Here is a 19,942-nt window from a genome sequence, read left to right on the forward strand (position 1 = left end):
CCACGAAGAGAGCGTGAGTTATCGTGCGGTTTTCAAAACGACAGCGATAGTCAATACAGCTAACTGCATCTGTTACCGGGCAGATGCCAGAAACAGGAAATGAGAATGAGCGCAAATATTGTTAACGTAACCGATGCCTCCTTTGAACAGGACGTACTGCAGTCTGATGTGCCGGTACTGGTGGATTACTGGGCTGAGTGGTGTGGCCCGTGTAAAATGATCGCGCCGGTGCTGGAAGAAATTGCCGAGGAATACGCTGGCAAGCTGAAAGTCTGCAAGCTCAACATTGACGAGAACGAACAAACGCCGCCCAAGTTTAACATCCGTGGTATTCCTACGCTGATGCTGTTCAAAAATGGCAATGTGGACGCGACCAAAGTGGGTGCTTTGTCTAAGTCCCAGCTGGCAGCGTTTCTGGACAGCAATCTCTGATTGCATAGCCCGACTGAAAAGCCCGACTGAAAAGCCAGGTTGAAAAACCGCCCCGGAGCGCTGCTCTAGGGCGGTTTTTTTATGGTGCCAGCCTCGCCCCTGACGCCTGTAATAACAGTAGCGGAAATGCTGATTACGGTAATAATGCGGAAACCGGCGACAATGAACGCGACGGCAACAGGCAAAACGGCCATAAGAGAGCGTGATGAACACTGACACCAGCAGTTCCCAAGCCCCGTTGCCGGTTATTGGCCTGCTGCTGGCAGGAGGCGCGGGCACGCGTATGGATGGCAAAGACAAAGGCATGTTGCACTGGCGCGGCAGGCCTATGGCAGCATGGGTTGCAGAAGCTTTACGAGCCGCAACCGGCTCGGCGCTGATCAGCGCCAACCGTTCCCTCGAGGAATACAGCCGCTTGGGGGACGTGTTTACTGACGCTCCTGAGTTTGCCGGACAAGGGCCACTGGCGGGCCTGTTAGCAGGTTTGCAGGAGGCCGATTCCCGCGGATACGAGGCGGTTCTGGTGTGCCCTTGCGACACGCCGGGCGTTACCCCGGCGCTGCTGCGGCAGCTGTTACAGGCCTGGCGCAGCGCTCCCGGTCGGCCGGTGATAGCCCGGTGCGACGGGCGCGATCATCCGTTACACGGGGTTTATCCGGTGGCTATGGCGGCTGCGCTTAAGCAGCAGCTGTGTAACGACAACCGTCGGGTCATGATGTTTGCCCACAGCCAGCAGGCTCAATCGGTAGATTGTCCTGGGCTATCTGAGCTGTTCACCAACCGCAATCGGCCGCAAGACCTAGATAATTGACGGTTCTGCTACCAACCTTCTGTGCGCGCAACGTCTGATGCCTTCTGCTCGACCCAATGCTCACCTGCGTCGGTCAGCTCTTTCTTCCAGAACGGCGCCGATGTTTTCAGTGCGTCCATAATAAACTCGCAGGCGGCAAAGGCATCTCCCCTGTGGGTACTGCATACGCCGACAAATACAATCTGTGACTGTAAGGGCAGGCGGCCTATGCGATGTATCACTCGTGCTTTGCGCACATCCCAGCGCTGGCCAGCCTGTGTAATTAAATCGCTAATGATCTGTTCAGTCATGCCCGGGTAGTGTTCCAGAAACAGCCCGGTTACGCCTTGGCGATCACCGCTGTCGCGCACCAGCCCGGTGAATGTAGCAATAGCGCCTGTGCCCACGCCGCTGTCGCGCAGTTGCGCGTACTCCTGCGCTGCATCAAAATCCGCGTTTTGGATACTGACGCTGGGCACAGCCTGTGAACTGGCAGAGGAATTTTGTGGCATTCGCTAACCTCCTGTCACGGGTGGGAAAAACGCTACTTCATCCCCTGGTTTAACGGGCGATTGCGGTTTTGCCATGGCCTGGTTAATGGCGATCATCACCGGTTGGCCGGTGTTCAGCTGAGCCCAGGGCCCACCGCGGTTGGCCAAGGTAGCCAGCAGGTCTGCGGCGGTCTGGCCTGCATGTGCTGGCATGGTTAAGTGTTCAGTGCCCAGCTCTTCGCGCAAGCGGGCAAAAAAACGAACGCTAAGGGTCTGCTCAAGCATGGTCAGCTCACCAATTCAGAAAACGGAAAGTAAGTGATGATGTCGCCAGGGCTTAGAGTGCTGTGTTCCGGCACGGCTGCCAGGCCGTCAGCCCAGCAGGCTGAACTGAGAACACCGGAACTCTGGTTGGGGAACGCTTTAATGACTGTGTTGCCCCGGTTCTGTTCCAGCCGCGCGCGCACATATTCCCGTCGTACGGAGGCAGAACCAACGCTGAACCCGGCCGCGACTTGCTGGCCTGACGGATGGATGTGCAAGCGCCCCTGGCGTTGGCGAATATACGGCATGCCCACCACTAAAAATGTGACCAGCACCGCTGCAGGGTTGCCGGGTAAGCCCAGTACCGGGGTGCCGTTGATATCGCCAAACGCCAGCGGCTTGCCAGGCTTAATGGCCATACGCCACAACGAGAGCTGGCCAGATTCTTCCAGCACCGCGCGAACGTGGTCTTCTTCACCCACAGACACGCCGCCACTGGTGATCACTAGATCGGCGGCCTTTGCTGCCCGCTGCAGAGTTGATCGGGTACCCTCGCGGGTGTCCGCCAAACTCTCACACAGCACCACTTCACAGCCCGCTTGATCCAGCAGGCCCAACAACGTGTAGCGGTTGGTGTTGTAGATCTGACCGGCTTCAAGCGGTGTGCCTGGGTCAACCAGTTCATCTCCGGTGGTGAGTATCGCCACTTTAAGCTTTTCGAACACTTCAACCTCGGCAATGCCCATGCTGGCCAGCAGACCCATTTCCTGCGGACGAATCAAAGTGCCTTGGGCCAGAGCCAAGTCGCCCGCGGCCAGGTCCTGGCCGCGACGACGGATATTCTGATCGAGCTTCACATTGCCGTCGATCAGCATGCCATCGGCATCCACCTTTGTACGTTCCTGCATCACAACGGTATCGGCACCTAATGGAATTTCGGAGCCAGTAAAAATCCGCGCGGCGGTGCCGGCAACCAGTGCCCCTGGTGCCTGGCCTGCAGGAATGCGCGCCGAAATCAAAAGCGGCTTTCCAGGCCGAAAATCCTCTGCGCGCAAAGCATAGCCGTCTACCGCGCTGTTATCCGCTGGCGGCACATCGGCGGGCACGGTGTAATCTCGAGCCAACACCCGGCCCAGAGTGCAGTGAACCGGGGCAAGCTCAACCGCCGCTGGCGGTGCGGCAAGGGTTAGCAAATGCTGTATAGCATCTTCAACGGGGGTCAGATCGACGGCGGCCATGGTACCTGCTTACTTTGTTAGGGGTGGTTAGGCATGAAAATTGGATAACTGATTAGCGGTTAGCGCACTTTCTATCGTATTCGCTAACGCACGGCGCGTTTACCAATCACTTGCCCCAGTCGTGCCATTGCCCGATCTGGCTTGCGCCCGACCAGTGCCGAAAAGTTGCAAGGGCCGTGGCGGCTGTCCAGCTGGGTGGCCAGAATACCGTTCCAGCCGGTGCGACAGGCTCCGGTAGAGCCAGGCAGGCAGAATATGACCGTATGATTGGCCAGTCCGCCAAATGCCCGGGACTGGATAGTCGAGGTGCCAATTTCTGCGGCTGACAGCCGGCGGAATTCCTCACCAAAACCTTCAATGGTTTTGTCCAGCAAGGGCCCAAGGGCCTCTGGCGTGCTGTCGCGCTCATGAAAGCCGGTGCCACCGGTAATAACAACGGCATGAACCTGTGGGTCGGCTATCCAGCCGCTGATTAACGCACGCATCAAATAAACATCGTCTGGCAAAATGCGCCGCGCAATCAGATTGTGGCCGGCCTCGACCACGCTGTCTTCCAGAAACTGACCGGAACTGTCCTGATCTTCGCCGCGGGTGTCTGACACTGTCAATATCGCAATATTCATAGGAATCAGTTCGTGGCTTGGCTTGCTGCTCATGGGCGGCTCCTGTTTTCGGCGATAAAAATGTGAAAGAATCTGGCCTTTAGTATCCGCATCGTGGGGCATTAATGGAAGGGGAGTAACTCTTTGTGGGGAGCAGCCGAGAACCCGGGGCGCCGCACAACGCTCGGCGGAACCGTCGAAATCAAGTCTCTTAACGTAAGCTGAATCAGGATAAAACGGCCTGAACGTGCAATCTCTTGCGAAATTGGTGGTTTTTTTCGGCTCTGGCCTTGACATTCGGCGCCGAGGTAGCCGATTATCGATCCTGCCCGGCGAACGAATGTTCCCACTCTCTGGCTTCTGTTCTCATATTCCGGACTTTATTATCTCCCGGTTGCTTCATCTGGCCAGCATCCCGTTCTTTAGACTGTACTTATCAATCCGTTCCGGGGCACCCCTTCACCCTAACGTTCGCTTTCTTCCATTCCTGAAAAATCAATAAACTATGAATCTTACTGAACTCAAACAGAATTCCATGCCCGAATTGCTCGAAATTGCGCAAGAAATGGGCCTCGATAATCTTGCACGCTCACGCAAGCAAGACGTTATCTTCACCATACTCAAGCGCCACGCCAAAGGCGGAGAAGACATCTACGGCGATGGCGTACTGGAAATTCTACAGGACGGTTTTGGTTTCCTCCGTTCTGCCGATGCTTCCTACCTGGCGGGTCCTGACGACATTTACGTGTCACCCAGCCAGATTCGCCGCTTTAACCTCCGCACTGGCGACACCGTTTCCGGGAAAATTCGCCCGCCGAAGGACGGCGAGCGCTATTTTGCGCTGTTGAAGGTCAGCGAAATCAACTTCGACAAACCCGATAACGCCCGTAACAAGATCCTGTTTGAAAACCTGACTCCGTTGTTCCCAGACGAGCGCATGCATCTGGAAGCCGGTAACGGCAGCACGGAGGACTTGTCTTCCCGCGTATTGGATCTGGTTGCGCCTATTGGTAAGGGCCAGCGTGGTTTGATTGTGTCGCCGCCCAAGGCCGGTAAAACCCTGCTAATGCAGAGTATTGCCCAGTCAATCACCCGTAACCATCCGGAATGCCACATTATTGTGCTGCTGATTGACGAGCGCCCGGAAGAAGTAACGGAAATGCAGCGCACCGTGCGCGGCGAAGTGATTGCGTCAACCTTTGACGAGCCACCAGCCCGCCACGTACAAGTGGCAGAAATGGTTATTGAAAAAGCCAAGCGCCTGGTTGAGCACAAAAAAGACGTGGTTATCCTGCTGGATTCAATCACCCGTCTGGCCCGTGCCTATAACACCGTGATCCCGTCCTCCGGCAAAGTACTGACCGGTGGTGTTGACGCCCACGCCCTGGAAAAGCCCAAGCGTTTCTTCGGCGCCGCGCGTAATGTTGAAGAAGGCGGTAGCCTGACCATTCTGGCCACCGCTCTGGTGAACACCGGTTCCAAAATGGACGAAGTGATTTACGAAGAATTCAAAGGCACCGGCAATATGGAGATCCACCTGGATCGCAAGATTGCCGAGAAGCGTACCTATCCGGCCATCAACATCCGCAGCTCCGGCACCCGCCGCGAAGACCTGCTGATGAGCGAAGCCGATATCCAGAAAGTATGGATACTGCGCAAGCTACTGCACTCTATGGACGACGACACCGCAGCAATCGAGTTTTTGTTGGATAAGTTGAAAGACACCAAGACGAACGACGAGTTCTTCCAGTCTATGAAGCGCCGCTAAGATTTCTTGCGCATTTGTTTGGGGTGTTGCGCCGTGCCGGAGGAAAGTTTTCCCCGGCACGGCTCCCAGAATTCGTTCCCTCATCCTGTTCGGGCTTAGTGTTAAATTGTCTGAACGCTTAACCAGAACCAATCTCCCAGAACCCACGTACATGACCGGAACTAACCGGAGCAAAGCATGAAATACAACGACCTGCGGGATTTTATCAACCAGCTGGAAAAACTGGGTGAACTCAAACGCATTTCAGTCGAAGTAGACCCTCACCTGGAAATGACCGAAATCTGCGACCGCACACTGCGTGCTGGCGGACCGGCCTTGCTGTTTGAAAATCCTAAAGGGTATTCCATGCCGGTGCTGGCCAACCTGTTTGGCACCACTAGGCGGGTTGCTTTGGGTATGGGACAAGAGAACGTTACCGCGCTGCGCGACATTGGCAAACTACTGGCATTTTTGAAAGAGCCTGATCCCCCCAAGGGTTTCAGAGACGCCATCGAAAAACTGCCGCTGTTCCGCCAGGTTATGCGCATGAGCCCTAAAGTTTTGCGCTCTGCACCCTGCCAGGACGTGGTGATTGAGAAAGACAAAGTCGACCTTTACCAGATACCCGTGCAGCACTGCTGGCCGGGGGATGTTGGCCCGCTAATTACCTGGCCGCTGGTCATTACCCGTGGTCCCCTTAAAGAACGCCAGAATCTGGGTATTTATCGCCAGCAGGTGATCGGGCGCAATCGCTTGATTATGCGCTGGCTTAGCCACCGTGGTGGTGCGCTGGATTTTCGTGACTGGCAGAAAGCCAATCCCGGCCAGCCGTATCCGGTGGCGGTCGCTCTTGGTGCGGACCCCGCAACGATTCTGGGCGCAGTGACGCCGGTGCCGGACTCGCTGTCAGAATACGCCTTTGCAGGTTTGCTTCGTGGCAGCCGTACCGAGTTAGTGAAGGCCGGATTGAGTGATCTGCAGGTGCCAGCAAGTGCCGAGATTGTGCTGGAAGGGTTTATTTACCCCGACGATATGGCACCGGAAGGCCCGTTTGGTGACCATACCGGTTATTACAACGAGGTTGGCCAGTTTCCGGTGTTCACGGTCGAGCGTATCACCCATCGTAAAGACCCGATTTACCACAGTACCTACACCGGTCGTCCGCCCGATGAGCCGGCAATTCTGGGTGTGGCGCTGAACGAAGTGTTCATCCCCATTCTGCAAAAGCAGTTTCCCGAGATTGTTGATTTCTATCTACCGCCAGAGGGCTGTTCATACCGCCTGGCGATCGTGACTATGAAAAAGCAATACCCGGGACACGCTAAACGGGTGATGATGGGTGTGTGGTCATTTCTACGCCAGTTTATGTATACAAAGTTTGTTATCGTGACTGATGACGACATCAATGCCCGCAACTGGGAAGACGTTATCTGGGCCATGACTACCCGTATGGACCCGGCACGTGACACCATGATGGTGGAAAACACCCCCATCGACTATCTGGATTTTGCCTCACCGGTATCGGGCCTGGGCTCGAAAATGGGCATGGACGCGACGAATAAATGGCCTGGTGAAACCGACCGCGAGTGGGGTGAGCCCATCACCATGACTTCTGAGGTAAAACAGCGGGTGGATGAACTGTGGGATAGCCTGGGAATTACCTTGCCGGCGAATTCCGGGGTTGAAACTGTGTCCGGCCGCCCCGTCTAATATGGCGGACAGTTACCGGGTCCGGTTACAGCCTTGTGGGTTGGAGTACCGGGCCAATGCCGGTGACGATCTGCTTAGCGCCGCAGTAGCTGCAGGTATCGCAGTGCCCATGGCGTGCCGCAACGGTGTGTGCGAGATCTGTGAAGCCCGCATGCTTGCCGGCACGGCTGTAAACACGAGAAATCAAAATACACTAGCTGTTGCCAGCCGCCTGATGCTGTGTCGTACTCGGGCCCTGGCTGATGTGGAACTGGAGATAACGTCTGTGATCGCTGCTGGAAGTAATCCGCCGCGGAAAGTCCTTGCCAAAGTGCTGGACGTCCGCAAACTCAATCACGATATTTTTCGGATTGAACTGCAATTACCGCGGCGCCGCGAGCTGTTGTTCCATGCTGGCCAGTATTTGGCAATTCATCTGGATAACGCCGGCCCTGCCTATTTTTCCATTGCCAGCAGTCCGCAGCAGGCCAATATAGAATTGAACATTCAGGCTTCGCCGGGCTGGGCGTCGGGGCAGATTATTGTAAACGCGCTGCAAGTCGGCGCCGAAGTGATGGTGGAATTGCCTCATGGCAAAGCTTGTTTGGCGGCGATACCCAAAAAGCCGCTGCTATTAATCGCAGCAGGCACCGGATTCGCGCAAATGAAAAGCCTGATAGAGTACTTGCGCAGCACTGATTACAACCAACCGGTGGTGTTGTTCTGGGGCGTGCGCCAGCGACAGGACTTGTATTTGCAAGGCCTGGCCGAGCAATGGGCGATAGACTGGCCGCCATTCCGCTTTGTGCCGGTGGTGGGTGATAATGAAGACAACGAATGGTCGGGCCACCACGGCCAGTTGGTGCACGCGGTGCTCGGTGCAAACGTTGATTTGAATAATGTGGAAGTACACGCCAGTGGCTCGCCCACCATGGTATATACCTTGATGGACGCCCTAAAAGCCGCCGGAATGCCGGCTAACGTGTTCTTTTCAGATGTGTTGGAATATGCTCCGCGGCCATAGCGGCGGAGCACACTCAGCCCCAACCCCAACCGTCAGGCTTTTGGCATAGGCAGGCGGGGCAGGCCGTTATCCTTTTCCAAACTCTGCATCAGCAGATTTATGCTGGCGGTGTCGTGCCCCATGTGAGCGTTCAAGCGGCTCAGCTCGGCTAGGGTCTCACGCTTGCGCTGCAGTTTCAGGCTGGTTTCAAAGTATTCTCGTGCTTTCCCCCACAGCTCATTGCGCAAGCTTAACCGACCCAGCGCCAACAGCAGTTCGGCGTTATTTGGGCGGTCTTTTAGCCACTGCTCGGCCAGTAGCAGTTGCTCGTCAGGCGCCTGACTTTCTACTCGGCCGTAAAGATTAATCAGCTCGTCGCTCCAGTGATTACGCAGCACCTTGCGCAGCAGTATTTCAGCCTGCGCCTCATCCCCCAGGCCAGCCAGAAGGCTGGTGTAACTGAAGATTGTGCGTTCGTCACGGCGCATAGAGCTGGGTAACTGATCCCACAGACCGGTGAATGAGTCCAGGCTGGCGGCGGAGTTATTGGCTTGTTCCTTACGGCAGTTGCTGGCAGCCTTTTCCAAAAGATTGTGCCAGGTCTGGCGCTCAAGATCGTTCAGTTCGGCCGGAACAAGAATGTTGTGCTTGCGCAATTCCGGTAACAATTTCGACAGCTCGCGCCAGTCTTCCAAGCGTAAGTAGGCGTTTTTCAATAGCTTGAGTACAAACGGATGATGGGGCGACTGCTTGCGCAGGCGCAGCAACGTAGCCAGGGCCTGTTCCACCCGGTTGCCCGCCAGCTGCAGCTGGGCCTGGGTAATGCCGACGGCCATATCAGACCCCGGCGTGCTCTCAAACGCTTTGCGCAGCAGTTCGTCTACCGCTTCGTGGTCACCGCATTCAAACGAGGCCTGTGCGGCTGCCAGATAGTTGATCAGCGGCGTATCAGCGTTGCTTGCCGATGATGTCAGCATCTTTTTTGCTCGCGGCCAGTTGCCTTCGGCTAGCGCTAAAAGTCCTTGAGTGGTGCGGCGGCGCGCACGGCGCTCTTTGCCGCGGGCTATCCAACCCGACATCAGGCTGGTGCCGTTGCGTAAACGCCGCACCAGGCCAATCAGCATGACTGTCAGTACAACCAATACCACCAGCAGTGCCAGGCCTACCCAAAAGTTGGTTTCGACCAGATAATTGCCAAAGCTGACTCGAATGTAGCCTAAGTCATACTGCAGGCCGAACGCCAGCCCGGTTCCCAGCAGCAGTGCCAGTACAATAATGACCAGCAAACCTATCATAAATTGCCTCCGTTACCGGTGGCCCCATTGACTGGCACATTGCCATTCTGTCCATCGCTGTTTGCGGAGGCATCCTGATCGCCATTAGTGTTCGCGCCGCGGCCGGCAACACGCTGTTTTAGCAGTCCCAAAGAGCGGCTGATGTCTGGTAGTTCAGGGTCTACATTGCGGCTGGCGAGCTCGCCCAAAGTGTCTGCCAGAGCGCCAATACGGGCGTTATCGGCGTTATACCACTCCTGCACCGTGGTACGGGCTTTTTCCAGGGACTTCTGATAAAGCGCCTGGTTGCCGCGCAGGACCGCCAGTTCGGCTTCTTCCAGCATCAGCTGAAGATTCAGACGGGCGTAGGCGGATTGATCCGGCGACAACAAGGGTTTTACCTGTTCGTCCAGCCGTCTCACAACAACAACCTCTTTGAGCGTGCGGGTGAATGATTGCCAGGCGCGAACTGCCATGCTTGGCTCGCCCGCGTTGACGTCGGAGGTATCGGCTGTGAGCATGAAGCCGGGCGCGTTTTCATGAATCAGCGCCTGGTCGGTCAGTAGGTGAACACTGTCTATAACAGCTTCCAGTTGTAGGTACAGGCCTGTTCTATCCACCGCAACAATGCTCTTTAGTGCCAACATTTCCCGTGCTAATTGTTGGCGCACCGGATACACGCCGATATCATCCGATTCGGCCAATACGTCATCTGCGGCCTGCAGCGCAGAAGCCGCACCTTTAATGTCTTTCTCGATCAGCAGGCGTTGGTTGGCTACCCGCAACAGATACTCGGCTTCGGCCAACAGCCAGTCGGTGCGGGTTCGATTACCGGCTTCCAGCAGGGTGGTGGCATTGTGGTCTATCTGCCGCTGTTGGGTGGCAATCAGTTCTCGCTGTGCGGCCACCGCGTCGGTCAGCGACTGCAAGCGCTGAGCCTGCTGACTGCCGCGTTCACCGTAGCGTGAATCAAGCTGGGCGGTTTCCTGTTGCAGGTCTTTAAGAACTTGCTGGCTGGCCTGATTGTTATTCCACTGCTGCCAGTTCCAGAGCACGAGTAACAGCACCAGAACCAAAGCAATTATGCTGATCAGCCACAGCGGCCAGGTACGCGTTCGCTCCGGCTGCTGTTGCTGGGTTATGGGGGCGGGGAGTTGTTTCTGTGTGTTGGTCACGGGCATCCTTACTTCGCTTTTACAGGGCCACCGTCCGGCCAGTGAGTTGTGCTGTGACACTGGCCACTATGTTGTTGTCTGTCAGGCCTGCTGGAACGTGTGGGTTAATGAAGCCGGCTGCCTGAGCCTGCTCGGCCACCCGCTCTACGGGCACAATCAATAGTTTTCGATACAGATTATGGTCGTTCTTCGCACACAGCGCGACGAGATTCTTCAGGGTTTCACCCGATAAGGTAATCACAGCGTCCGGGTTAAAGCCCTCTAGAGCATGCGCCAATTGTGCCGCGGAATACTGCGGACAAAAGCGCTGATATAAGGGTAGCACAGTTATTTGAGCGCCCCGCTGGCGCAGGGTGTTCTGCAATAAGTCGCGACCTTCGCCGCCGCGGGCGAGCAGAACTCGCTGGTCTTCCAGGTTTTGTAGTGGCGGCAACGCCAGCAAGGCTTCGCTGGTCCAGCCTTGTACGGGCCTGCGAGCCGTAATTCCGTAACGTGACAGTTCAGCAACGGTGCCGGCGCCCACGCCATACCAGTGAATGCCTACGGGCAGTTGCGGCCACCAGGCATCAATCTGCTCCAGCAGTTGGCGCGCAGCGTAAGGGCTTGCCGCCACAATATGCTGGAACAGGTCCAGGTTTTGGATGTGGGCCTGGTGTTCTGCGCTCAGTGCCAGCGGTGCGCGGTCAATCAGCGGTAAGCACTCGGCCTGTGCCCCGGCTGCCTGAAAGGCCATCGCCAGGCGATCAGCCTCTGGCTGCGGGCGGCAGATAAGAATGCGCCGCCCGGCAAGGGGCAGTAGCGCAGGCTCAGGTCGGAGTGTAGCCATAGACTTCAGCCAGTACTTTGTCAGCGCCCTGTGCTAGCAGGTCTTCGGCTAATTCGCGGCCCAGGCGTTCCCCTTCGCTGCGGTGTACGCGGCCTTCGGCGCGGAAAATAACGCTGCCGTCCACCGCGCCCACCAGGCCGCGCAACCACAACATATCGTTGTCTTCCAGCAGCGCATAGGCCGCAATAGGTACCTGGCAGCCACCGTTAAGACGAGTATTCAGCGCACGCTCAGCTTTGACCCTATCCGCACTGTCGGTGTGATTCAACGGCTCCAGCATGGCCCGCAGTTCCTGATCGTCAAGCCGGCATTCAATGCCTAAAGCCCCTTGGCCCACAGCCGGTAGACTGAGCGTGTCTGGCATGCAGTTGCGAATGCGCGCTTCAAAACCCAGGCGCTTCAGGCCAGCGCTGGCCAATATGATGGCGTCGTAATTACCGGCGTCGAGCTTGGCCAAGCGAGTGTTTACATTGCCCCGCAGCATGCGAATTTGCAGGTCCGGGCGGTTGGCCCGCAGCTGAGATTCGCGGCGCAGGCTGGATGTGCCCACTACCGCGTTCTGCGGCAGGTCATCCAGGCTGTTGAAATGATTGCTGACAAAGGCGTCAGTGGGGTCGTCACGCTCGCAGATGGCTACCAGTCCCAATCCTTCGGGAAAGGCCATGGGCACGTCTTTCATGGAATGCACGGCCAAGTCGGCGCGGCCGTCTAGCATGGCTTCTTCCAGCTCTTTGACGAACAGGCCTTTGCCACCCACCTTGGCCAGCGGCACGTCCAGAATCTTGTCACCCAGGGTTTTAATCTTGACCAGTTCCACTGTGACGTTGCTGTGCAATCGTTCCAGCTCGGCTTTGATAAATTCTGCCTGCCACAACGCCAGTGCGCTGCTGCGGGTTGCAATGCGAAGATTTCTTGCGGACATGACACTCACTGTCGGTTCGTTAAATGTGGATCAAGGGTACCTTGTCGCCCAAAAAAAGTCTCGCTAGGGTCGGTCAGGTTGCTTGCTAACGTGGGCCAGCTCGCTCACTAGTGCCGATCAGGTTTTTCGCTAGTGTCTACCAGGTCGATAATCCTGCAGCCACTGGCGCAGCTCGCTGGCGTGGCGGCGGCTAACCGGTAGTTCGCCAAGCCCACCACGCAGAACCAGAATCGCCTGGCCGCTGGCGTTGCGGTGCAGTGCCTGAATAAATCGTGTGCCAACCAGGGTATTGCGGTGCACTCTTAACAGGTGGTCGCCATAATGCTGCTCAAGTTCTTTGAGAGTGTAATCGCACAATACGTCACCTTGTAAGTGGTGGAGGGTGACGTATTTTTGGTCAGCCTGGCAGTAGATCAAGGAGGTTAAGTCGATCAGTTCGGTGCCGCGATATGTGCGCACCGCCAGTTCGACTGCGGTCGGAGCAGTGCTGGTTGGGGGCTGCTGCCGGCGGTTGGTTTTTGCGGCCCGTTGCAGCGCCGTGGCCAGGGCGTCTTTGCGTACGGGCTTCATCAGGTAGGCAGATGCGTTTACCTCAAAAGCCTGTAGCGCGTAGTGATCATAAGCGGTGCAGAAAATGACCGCGGGTGGGCGCTCAAGCTGGCCCAGGTGGGCGGCAACGTCCATGCCGTCGGCGCCGGGCATGCGAATGTCCAGCAATACAATGTCCGGCTCCAGTTCGGCAACGGCGTGCAGTGTACTGCCGCCGTCGGCCGCTTCACCGCAAACGCAGTACCCGGGAAGTCCTTCGACTAGTCTCCTCAGGCGGTCGCGGGCCAGGGGTTCGTCGTCGGCAATCAGAATTCTCTGGTGGATCATAGGTTTTTTGTGGCGCTTCTTTTCATAATGTTTGTCGCTGCGCTTCTATTAACGATGTGCGTCGCTGCGCTCCCTGAGGGTCTACTTGCTGCGTGGGGAGGCGTAGGGTCACGGTGTAAATGTCGCCCTGATGGCTGTGTTTGAGCACCGCGCGGTCGCCGAATAACGCCTGGATACGGGCCTGAATGTTGTCCAACGCCATGCGGTTGCCGTCGTGGCCGCCGTGGCCGGGTTCGGGTTTTGGGTTCTGCACGAGCAAGTATACAAAATCGCCGCTGGTCTGCGCTTCTACGCGCACAATGCCGCCTTGGGCACGGGGTTGAATTCCGTGGTAAATGGCGTTCTCAATCAGTGGTTGCAGGGTTAGGGGCGGAATGGCCTGGTTTTGCAAGCCGTCAGCGATATGCCACTGCAGTTGAAGGCGGTCCCCCAGGCGCAGGACCTCAATATCCAGATAGCGTTGGCAAAGTTCCAGTTCGCGCTGCAGTGGAATCAGCTGTTCGCTGGTGCGCAGGCTGGCGCGGAAAAGCTCTGACAGGTCCAGCACCGCGTCTTCCGCCCGCTGGGGGTCGCTGGCGATAAGGCTGGCGATGGTGTTCATGCTGTTGAATAAAAAGTGGGGTTGAATCCGGCTCTGCAGCGAGCTTAAACGTGCTTGCAGTTCGGCTTCCTGTTGTTGTTGCCATTGGTGCTGAAGATAAAAGTAGCGAAGCACCATTAAGGTAATCAGCAACGCCAGCAGCATTTTTTTAGCAATGTTATGCCATTGAGGTGCGCCGGGCCCGGGATGCAACACCCGGTCAGCAAACAGGCTGAAAACGAAGACATCCGCCAGCACCAGAACAACAATGGCCAGCGTTGCGCTGGCCACCGACAGTTGCGCCAGGCGCGGACGCAGCGGGCAAATCATGGCAATGCTGGTGAGCACGGTCCACTGTACAAACAATGACAGCAAGCCAAAATACCCCCAGTCAATCCAGCCTTGCTGCACTTGCACCATCGCCAGTGCCAGCACCAGCAGTTCGCTGGTAACGAGTAGCATGAACAAGGCCCGCACCCTGCACAGGTCTGGCACAAAAAACCGCGAATCCGCGGCAGTCGCGCTGTTACCGGGTGTCTGCTTTAACCGGGTCAGAATGTTATGCTCCTGCTACGTTTTATTTATCCATTTTGGCCCTGTGACCTCGGGCTGCCAGTAGGAACTATAGATCATGTTTTGTACGCACTGAAGTGTTCGCTGTAACTGAGAATTAACCCCGGTCTTTGTCTGGGAAATGATCGGACTGCACGGCAAGTAAAAGCATATTTCGGAAAAGGCTAAGAACTGGCGTATGAGTCCATATAAGCCCATACCCATCACGAATAATTCTGCACCGGTTTTAGCTGGCGCAGGTGATCAATTTACATCAAGATAGTTTACGTACCCAAGCGGAACTCGTAATGCAGCTGACCAGGAATGACCGTGAACCTGCAATATTTTGCATGCCGTGGGGTGTTTCTTGTGCGGGGTTTTGCAAAGCTACTGTATTAATTGTTTCTTCATACGGCTTGGTTGTCCCAGGCTTTGCTGAGTGCAATATAACGTTGCGCTGGGACGATGATCCACCTTACTTCGTCGCTTACGGTAATAACGTTGCAGGCATCGATGCCGATGTCAGTCGTGAGGTCATGCGGCGACTGGACTGCAATCTTTCTCTGATTAAGCTTCCCTGGGCGAGGGCGCTCGCAGAATTGAGTCAGGGGCGTGTGGATATGGTCTCAGGTGCCTATCACACTCCCGAGCGGGAGCATTACGCGTATTACGCAAATACAGTGCCGACGGTCTCTCCCAATCTGTTGTTTATTCGCCGTTCTGACAAGGCTGACTTCGGTTTTTCCGGGTTAAAAGAGGTACTGGGTTCAGATTTCAGGTTAGGGGTGCAAATAAACGTATCTTATAGCGAAGAATACGACACCCTCGTCAAAGATCCTGACTACGAAAAAAACATTGAGTACACGTCACAACGACAAGCGCTCTGGCGAATGTTGGCACTTAATCGCGTCGATGGGGTAATTGCAGATAAGTTAACGGCTTTATACGAAATAAGGGCGTTGGGACTTGCCGACCAGATCACCGACAGTTCGATAGTTGTCTCTGACAAAAACGCTCATTATATTTTTTCAAAAAATTCTGTCAGCTCAGAATTTGTCGCAAATTTTGATCGTGCTCTGGAAGCGATGCAGAATGACGGCACGTATTCCGCCATCGTACATCGTTACGTTTGCCCTCCTGTCGTTATATTCCAGGGAGTTCGGGATATCTACCATTTCTGTCGTGATTTTTCAGCGCCATAGGATGTTCCCGGTGGCCGCAAGGTAAGGTACCTTCGAGGCCGCTTCCGGTCGCAACGACATGACGTTTTTCAGGTTGCTATTTAACGCTCTGCAAGACCAGGCAGAAGCACCAAACTCTGCAGTTTCGGAACCGCAGTCAGGGCTCGGGTAACTCCCGGCGTCAGGCTATTTTTAACGCCGGGTTCAGGGCATTGATTATCCTTTACCCGTCAACGTACGGATAGTGTCCGACGTGATGTTTGGCAAGGCCCGGTCACGCGCCGACATTTAGAGCGATTCTGGGATCTTGAGACGTTACAATGTAGGAAAGTTCACGCTAAAAATCGCGAAAACTGCCACTTTCATGATTTCTCATGAGGTTAGATGCTCGCCGGTCAATTACATGTAACAGGAGTACTGAAACGATGACGGATAACAAATCGCCGGAGCAGGCCTTAAGCTCGGAAAAACCTTGGGGTGGACGTTTTACCGAGCCTACTGACGCCTTTGTAGAGCGCTTTACCGCCTCTGTCGGTTTTGACCAGCGCCTTTATCATCACGACATTACCGGCTCTATTGCCCATGCCACCATGCTGGCAGCGGTGGGTGTTCTGACCGACGAAGAGCGCGACACCATTCTGGAAGGGCTGAAGGCGGTGAAGGCCGACATTGAAGCTGGGACTTTTCAGTGGTCGGTCAGTCTGGAAGACGTGCACATGAACATCGAGGCGCGGCTGACCGACCGCATCGGCGTTACCGGTAAAAAGTTACACACCGGCCGCAGCCGTAACGACCAGGTGGCCACCGACATCCGGCTTTATTTGCGTGACGAGATTGACGTGATTGCCGAGGAGATAAAACGACTGCAGGCCGGGCTGCTGAACTTGGCTGAACGCGAAGCCGATACCATTATGCCGGGCTTTACCCACCTGCAAACCGCGCAGCCGGTGACCTTTGGCCATCATTTGTTGGCTTGGTACGAAATGCTGGTGCGCGATGGTGAACGCCTGCAGGATTGCCGTAAGCGGGTGAATATCATGCCTCTGGGCGCCGCGGCACTGGCGGGCACCACGTATCCGATTGACCGTGCGATGACAGCCCGGCTGCTGGGCTTTGACCGCGCTTCGGAAAACTCCCTGGATTCGGTCAGTGATCGCGATTTCGCCATTGAGTTCTGCAGTTTTGCCGCGCTGTTGATGACTCATCTGTCGCGCTTCAGCGAGGAACTGGTGCTGTGGACCTCCGCGCAGTTTGATTTCATCGATTTGCCAGACCGCTTTTGTACCGGCTCCTCGATTATGCCGCAGAAGAAAAATCCGGACGTGCCAGAACTGGTCCGGGGCAAGACAGGCCGGGTGAATGGCCATTTGATCAGTCTGCTTACGTTAATGAAAGGCCAGCCGCTAGCCTATAACAAAGACAACCAGGAAGACAAAGAGCCGCTGTTTGACACCGTAGACACGGTGAAAGGCTGCCTGAGAGCCTACGCTGATATGATGCCGGCTATCACGGCCAAGGCCGACAATATGCGGGTAGCAGCCAAGCGTGGCTTTTCCACCGCGACGGATCTGGCCGATTATCTGGTCAAAAAAGGCATGCCGTTCCGCGACGCCCACGAAGTGGTGGGCAAGTCTGTTGCCTTTGGCGTAGAGCAGAAGCGCGATTTGTCAGATATGACACTGGCGGAGCTACAGTCTTTTTCGGGTACTATCAGCGAAGACGTATTTGACGTGCTGACTCTTGAAGGCTCGGTGCAGGCACGTGACCATCTGGGTGGCACCGCGCCGGCGCAAGTTCGGGCAGCCGTTAAGCGCGCCCGTAACGCACTTAAGCAGGGTTGAGATAATGGGTCTGAAATTCCCCGCGGTTGTTAAAGTCGTAGCGCTGTTAAGCCTTTTGTTGGTGGTCGGGCTTTCAGGCTGCGGCCAGAAAGGCGATCTCTACCGCGAAGCGCCTAGCCAGGAACCCTTAGCACAAAACGCGGAGCCGACGCCTGTGCCCATATCAGAAACATCGGGTCAGGCCCGTTAATTCAGGAATTTTTATGGATTATTTCATTTATAAGAATGATGAGCTCTGGGCCGAAGATGTGCCGCTGGCGCGCATTGCAGAGCAACACGGCACGCCGGCCTATGTATATTCCCGAGCGACTCTGGAACGCCATTACCGGGCTTACGACAACGCTCTGCAGAATCACCCGCATCTGGTGTGTTATGCGGTAAAAGCGAATAGCAATCTGGCGGTATTGGACGTGCTGGCCCGCCTGGGCGCGGGTTTTGATATCGTATCCGCCGGTGAGCTGGAACGGGTGATCCGGGCCGGTGGCAACCCGGCCAAAGTGGTTTTTTCCGGCGTTGGCAAGCAGCCCTGGGAAATGCGGCGCGCGCTGGAAGCGGGTGTGCGTTGTTTTAACGTAGAGTCTGACACCGAGCTGGACCGGTTGAACGCCATTGCCGGTGAGCTGGGCGTGAAAGCGCCAGTATCGCTGCGGGTAAACCCCGACGTAGACGCTGGCACTCATCCTTATATCTCTACCGGTCTGAAAGAAAACAAATTCGGTATCGATATTGACGTCGCGCCGGCGGTCTATGCCCGTGCAGCCAGTTTGCCCCACCTGGATGTGCGCGGTGTGGATTGCCACATTGGCTCACAGCTAACCACGGTGGCGCCATTTCTGGACGCTCTGGATCGGGTTCTGGCACTGGTGGACAGTCTGGCAAAGCAGGGGGTCGAGATAAAACACCTGGATTTGGGCGGTGGCCTGGGCGTTACCTATAACGATGAAACACCGCCGCAGCCCGGCGAATACGTGGAAGCGATTCTTGAGCGTCTGGGCGATCGCAAATTGGAACTGATTCTGGAGCCGGGGCGCTCAATCGCCGCCAACGCCGGCGTGTTGCTGACCCGTGTTGAATTTCTGAAGTGTACAGAGCACCGTAACTTCGCGATTATTGACGCCGCCATGAACGATCTGATTCGTCCTGCGCTCTACGGCGCCTGGCAGGCTATTGTGCCGGTGGCCCCCCATAGCAAGGGCGACGAAAAAGTCTGGGATTTGGTGGGCCCAGTGTGCGAAACCGGTGATTTTCTGGGTAAAGATCGCCAGCTTAGCCTGAGCGCCGGCGACCTGCTGGCGGTGCGTTCGGCCGGGGCTTATGGCTTTGTGATGAGTTCCAACTACAACACCCGTAATCGCCCGCCTGAACTGATGGTCGATGGCGATAAGGTACATGTGGTGCGCCGCCGCGAAACTTTGGAAGAACAATTGGCTCCCGAGAGTTGCCTGCCATTATGAGTGACGACGGGGAGCTGTTGGTCAGCGTTGACGGGCCGGTCTCCCGGCGCGGCGCTGGCGGCGCCTTTGTTGGTAGTCCGAGCGCCGCTTCTGGTGGCAATGCGGGCGGCACTCTGCGTTTTACAAAAATGCACGGCCTAGGTAATGATTTTATGGTGGTTGACGCCATCAGCCAGATGTTTCGCCTGCGCCCGGAGATGATTCGCGAGCTGGCCGATCGCCATTTTGGCATCGGTTTTGATCAGCTGCTGGTGGTGGAGCCGCCAGGGCTGCCGGATGTGGATTTTCGCTATCGGATTTTCAATGCCGACGGCTCGGAAGCGGAGCAATGTGGTAATGGAGCCCGTTGTTTTGCCCGTTTTGTGCGCGATCAGCGCCTGACTAACAAAAAAGTGATGCGGGTGCAAACAGCGGGTGGCATTATTGAGCTGCGGGTGGGGAAAGACGGGTTGGTGAAAGTCGATATGGGCGTGCCAAGGCTTGAACCCGCCATGGTGCCGTTCAGCGCTGAAGAATTTGCACCGGTTTACAACGTAGACGTAGATGGCCAGAACATAGAGTTGTCGGCGGTGTCTATGGGCAACCCCCACGGCGTTCTGGTGATTGACGACGTCGACAACGCTCCGGTGGCAACGCTGGGGCCGCTGTTAGAGAAGCATTGGCGCTTTCCTGCCAAAGCCAATATTGGGTTTATGCAGATTGTGGATCGCAGCCATATTCGCTTGCGGGTGTTTGAACGTGGTTGTGGTGAAACTCTGGCTTGCGGCACTGGCGCATGCGCTGCGGTTGTTGCAGGATGTTTGCGGGGTTTGCTCGATCCGCAGGTAGAAGTAGAACTGCCCGGAGGCCAGTTGATTATCGAATGGCAGGGGCCCGGAGCCGCTGTTATGATGGATGGCCCCGTTGCCAACGTTTTTGAGGGCCAGCTGCGACTGCCCGCAGAGCCTGGCATTCGCCGCCGTAAACCCGCCAGAACCGGCAGGCAACGATCCTGACACCAGGAGC

Annotated in this window: 20 protein-coding genes; 10 read left to right on the plus strand and 10 right to left on the minus strand. The window is 56.1% G+C overall.

The features are described 5' to 3' along the window. Window positions 1-105 precede the first annotated feature (105 nt). Both trxA and mobA read left to right on the plus strand, forming a co-directional pair. Window positions 106-432 (plus strand): thioredoxin TrxA, encoded by a 327-nt coding sequence (trxA, locus tag MIH19_RS02800; RefSeq protein ID WP_018402620.1) that lies wholly within the window; start codon window positions 106-108, stop codon window positions 430-432. 205 nt (window positions 433-637) lie between these two features. Further along, window positions 638-1,243 (plus strand): molybdenum cofactor guanylyltransferase MobA, encoded by a 606-nt coding sequence (gene mobA, locus MIH19_RS02805; protein ID WP_249007462.1) that lies wholly within the window; start codon window positions 638-640, stop codon window positions 1,241-1,243. Window positions 1,244-1,251: 8 nt separating this feature from the next. Here mobA and MIH19_RS02810 read toward each other — a convergent pair whose 3' ends face one another. From MIH19_RS02810 to moaB, 4 genes are all read right to left on the minus strand, one after another. Next, window positions 1,252-1,734 (minus strand): molybdenum cofactor biosynthesis protein MoaE, encoded by a 483-nt coding sequence (locus MIH19_RS02810; protein WP_249007463.1) that lies wholly within the window; start codon window positions 1,732-1,734, stop codon window positions 1,252-1,254. A gap of 3 nt (window positions 1,735-1,737) precedes the next feature. Then, on the minus strand, window positions 1,738-1,998 hold the full coding sequence (gene moaD / locus MIH19_RS02815) for a molybdopterin converting factor subunit 1 (RefSeq protein WP_249007464.1): 261 nt from the start codon (window positions 1,996-1,998) through the stop codon (window positions 1,738-1,740). A gap of 2 nt (window positions 1,999-2,000) precedes the next feature. After that, the gene (glp, locus tag MIH19_RS02820; protein ID WP_249007465.1) at window positions 2,001-3,215 is read right to left on the minus strand and encodes a gephyrin-like molybdotransferase Glp; all 1,215 of its coding nucleotides are present in this window, start codon (window positions 3,213-3,215) and stop codon (window positions 2,001-2,003) included. A gap of 83 nt (window positions 3,216-3,298) precedes the next feature. Further along, window positions 3,299-3,871: a molybdenum cofactor biosynthesis protein B gene (moaB, locus tag MIH19_RS02825; RefSeq protein WP_249007466.1), complete on the minus strand. Its 573-nt coding sequence runs from the start codon at window positions 3,869-3,871 to the stop codon at window positions 3,299-3,301. Between the two features lie 451 nt (window positions 3,872-4,322). Here moaB and rho point away from each other — a divergent pair, with 451 nt between their 5' ends. From rho to MIH19_RS02840, 3 genes are all read left to right on the plus strand, one after another. After that, on the plus strand, window positions 4,323-5,585 hold the full coding sequence (rho, locus tag MIH19_RS02830) for a transcription termination factor Rho (RefSeq protein WP_249007467.1): 1,263 nt from the start codon (window positions 4,323-4,325) through the stop codon (window positions 5,583-5,585). Window positions 5,586-5,762: 177 nt separating this feature from the next. Beyond that, window positions 5,763-7,274, plus strand: coding sequence for a 4-hydroxy-3-polyprenylbenzoate decarboxylase (ubiD, locus tag MIH19_RS02835; protein WP_249007468.1), 1,512 nt, complete (start codon window positions 5,763-5,765; stop codon window positions 7,272-7,274). Window position 7,275: 1 nt separating this feature from the next. Continuing rightward, window positions 7,276-8,277 (plus strand): 2Fe-2S iron-sulfur cluster-binding protein, encoded by a 1,002-nt coding sequence (locus MIH19_RS02840; RefSeq protein WP_249007469.1) that lies wholly within the window; start codon window positions 7,276-7,278, stop codon window positions 8,275-8,277. A gap of 32 nt (window positions 8,278-8,309) precedes the next feature. Here MIH19_RS02840 and MIH19_RS02845 read toward each other — a convergent pair whose 3' ends face one another. The 6 genes from MIH19_RS02845 to MIH19_RS02870 all read right to left on the minus strand — a co-directional run bounded on the left by MIH19_RS02845 (window position 8,310) and on the right by MIH19_RS02870 (window position 14,371). Continuing rightward, window positions 8,310-9,551 carry a heme biosynthesis HemY N-terminal domain-containing protein gene (locus MIH19_RS02845; RefSeq protein ID WP_249007470.1) on the minus strand — a complete coding sequence of 414 codons (1,242 nt, stop codon included), beginning with the start codon at window positions 9,549-9,551 and terminating at the stop codon, window positions 8,310-8,312. After that, a complete protein-coding gene (locus MIH19_RS02850) occupies window positions 9,548-10,711 on the minus strand; it encodes a uroporphyrinogen-III C-methyltransferase (RefSeq protein ID WP_249007471.1) in 1,164 nt (387 codons plus the stop codon). Before MIH19_RS02850 ends, MIH19_RS02845 begins: the two co-directional genes overlap by 4 nt. A gap of 13 nt (window positions 10,712-10,724) precedes the next feature. Beyond that, window positions 10,725-11,531 (minus strand): uroporphyrinogen-III synthase, encoded by an 807-nt coding sequence (locus tag MIH19_RS02855; protein WP_249007472.1) that lies wholly within the window; start codon window positions 11,529-11,531, stop codon window positions 10,725-10,727. Further along, window positions 11,512-12,453, minus strand: a complete 942-nt coding sequence (gene hemC, locus MIH19_RS02860; RefSeq protein ID WP_249007473.1) for a hydroxymethylbilane synthase — start codon at window positions 12,451-12,453, stop codon at window positions 11,512-11,514. The genes MIH19_RS02855 and hemC overlap by 20 nt, the downstream gene beginning before the upstream one ends. A 129-nt stretch (window positions 12,454-12,582) precedes the next feature. Further along, on the minus strand, window positions 12,583-13,329 hold the full coding sequence (locus MIH19_RS02865) for a LytTR family DNA-binding domain-containing protein (protein WP_249007474.1): 747 nt from the start codon (window positions 13,327-13,329) through the stop codon (window positions 12,583-12,585). A gap of 22 nt (window positions 13,330-13,351) precedes the next feature. Next, on the minus strand, window positions 13,352-14,371 hold the full coding sequence (locus MIH19_RS02870) for a histidine kinase (RefSeq protein WP_249007475.1): 1,020 nt from the start codon (window positions 14,369-14,371) through the stop codon (window positions 13,352-13,354). 398 nt (window positions 14,372-14,769) lie between these two features. Here MIH19_RS02870 and MIH19_RS02875 point away from each other — a divergent pair, with 398 nt between their 5' ends. From MIH19_RS02875 to dapF, 5 genes are all read left to right on the plus strand, one after another. Then, complete coding sequence (locus MIH19_RS02875; RefSeq protein WP_249007476.1) at window positions 14,770-15,663, plus strand: transporter substrate-binding domain-containing protein; 894 nt, start codon at window positions 14,770-14,772, stop codon at window positions 15,661-15,663. A 404-nt stretch (window positions 15,664-16,067) separates the two neighbouring features. Then, window positions 16,068-17,483 carry an argininosuccinate lyase gene (argH, locus tag MIH19_RS02880; RefSeq protein WP_249007477.1) on the plus strand — a complete coding sequence of 472 codons (1,416 nt, stop codon included), beginning with the start codon at window positions 16,068-16,070 and terminating at the stop codon, window positions 17,481-17,483. A gap of 4 nt (window positions 17,484-17,487) precedes the next feature. Further along, window positions 17,488-17,673, plus strand: coding sequence for a lipoprotein (locus MIH19_RS02885; RefSeq protein WP_249007478.1), 186 nt, complete (start codon window positions 17,488-17,490; stop codon window positions 17,671-17,673). Between the two features lie 13 nt (window positions 17,674-17,686). Beyond that, a complete protein-coding gene (gene lysA / locus MIH19_RS02890; protein ID WP_249007479.1) occupies window positions 17,687-18,937 on the plus strand; it encodes a diaminopimelate decarboxylase in 1,251 nt (416 codons plus the stop codon). Beyond that, window positions 18,934-19,932, plus strand: coding sequence for a diaminopimelate epimerase (dapF, locus tag MIH19_RS02895; protein WP_249007480.1), 999 nt, complete (start codon window positions 18,934-18,936; stop codon window positions 19,930-19,932). Before lysA ends, dapF begins: the two co-directional genes overlap by 4 nt. Window positions 19,933-19,942: the final 10 nt, after the last annotated feature.

It is taken from the genome of Marinobacter sp. M1C (assembly GCF_023314135.1).
In the GTDB taxonomy this organism is placed as follows: Bacteria; Pseudomonadota; Gammaproteobacteria; order Pseudomonadales; family Oleiphilaceae; genus Marinobacter.

Bases quoted from the DNA above. Each gene is read 5' to 3' on its own strand.
- moaB (WP_249007466.1), bottom strand. From the start codon at position 3,871: ATGAGCAGCAAGCCAAGCCACGAACTGATTCCTATGAATATTGCGATA.
- lysA (WP_249007479.1), top strand. From the start codon at position 17,687: ATGGATTATTTCATTTATAAGAATGATGAGCTCTGGGCCGAAGATGTG.
- MIH19_RS02850 (WP_249007471.1), bottom strand. From the start codon at position 10,711: ATGCCCGTGACCAACACACAGAAACAACTCCCCGCCCCCATAACCCAG.
- MIH19_RS02870 (WP_249007475.1), bottom strand. From the start codon at position 14,371: ATGCTACTCGTTACCAGCGAACTGCTGGTGCTGGCACTGGCGATGGTG.
- moaD (WP_249007464.1), bottom strand. From the start codon at position 1,998: ATGCTTGAGCAGACCCTTAGCGTTCGTTTTTTTGCCCGCTTGCGCGAA.
- trxA (WP_018402620.1), top strand. From the start codon at position 106: ATGAGCGCAAATATTGTTAACGTAACCGATGCCTCCTTTGAACAGGAC.
- MIH19_RS02840 (WP_249007469.1), top strand. From the start codon at position 7,276: ATGGCGGACAGTTACCGGGTCCGGTTACAGCCTTGTGGGTTGGAGTAC.
- ubiD (WP_249007468.1), top strand. From the start codon at position 5,763: ATGAAATACAACGACCTGCGGGATTTTATCAACCAGCTGGAAAAACTG.
- MIH19_RS02875 (WP_249007476.1), top strand. From the start codon at position 14,770: ATGCAGCTGACCAGGAATGACCGTGAACCTGCAATATTTTGCATGCCG.
- MIH19_RS02810 (WP_249007463.1), bottom strand. From the start codon at position 1,734: ATGCCACAAAATTCCTCTGCCAGTTCACAGGCTGTGCCCAGCGTCAGT.
- MIH19_RS02855 (WP_249007472.1), bottom strand. From the start codon at position 11,531: ATGGCTACACTCCGACCTGAGCCTGCGCTACTGCCCCTTGCCGGGCGG.
- rho (WP_249007467.1), top strand. From the start codon at position 4,323: ATGAATCTTACTGAACTCAAACAGAATTCCATGCCCGAATTGCTCGAA.
- dapF (WP_249007480.1), top strand. From the start codon at position 18,934: ATGAGTGACGACGGGGAGCTGTTGGTCAGCGTTGACGGGCCGGTCTCC.
- hemC (WP_249007473.1), bottom strand. From the start codon at position 12,453: ATGTCCGCAAGAAATCTTCGCATTGCAACCCGCAGCAGCGCACTGGCG.
- argH (WP_249007477.1), top strand. From the start codon at position 16,068: ATGACGGATAACAAATCGCCGGAGCAGGCCTTAAGCTCGGAAAAACCT.
- MIH19_RS02885 (WP_249007478.1), top strand. From the start codon at position 17,488: ATGGGTCTGAAATTCCCCGCGGTTGTTAAAGTCGTAGCGCTGTTAAGC.
- mobA (WP_249007462.1), top strand. From the start codon at position 638: ATGAACACTGACACCAGCAGTTCCCAAGCCCCGTTGCCGGTTATTGGC.
- MIH19_RS02865 (WP_249007474.1), bottom strand. From the start codon at position 13,329: ATGATCCACCAGAGAATTCTGATTGCCGACGACGAACCCCTGGCCCGC.
- MIH19_RS02845 (WP_249007470.1), bottom strand. From the start codon at position 9,551: ATGATAGGTTTGCTGGTCATTATTGTACTGGCACTGCTGCTGGGAACC.
- glp (WP_249007465.1), bottom strand. From the start codon at position 3,215: ATGGCCGCCGTCGATCTGACCCCCGTTGAAGATGCTATACAGCATTTG.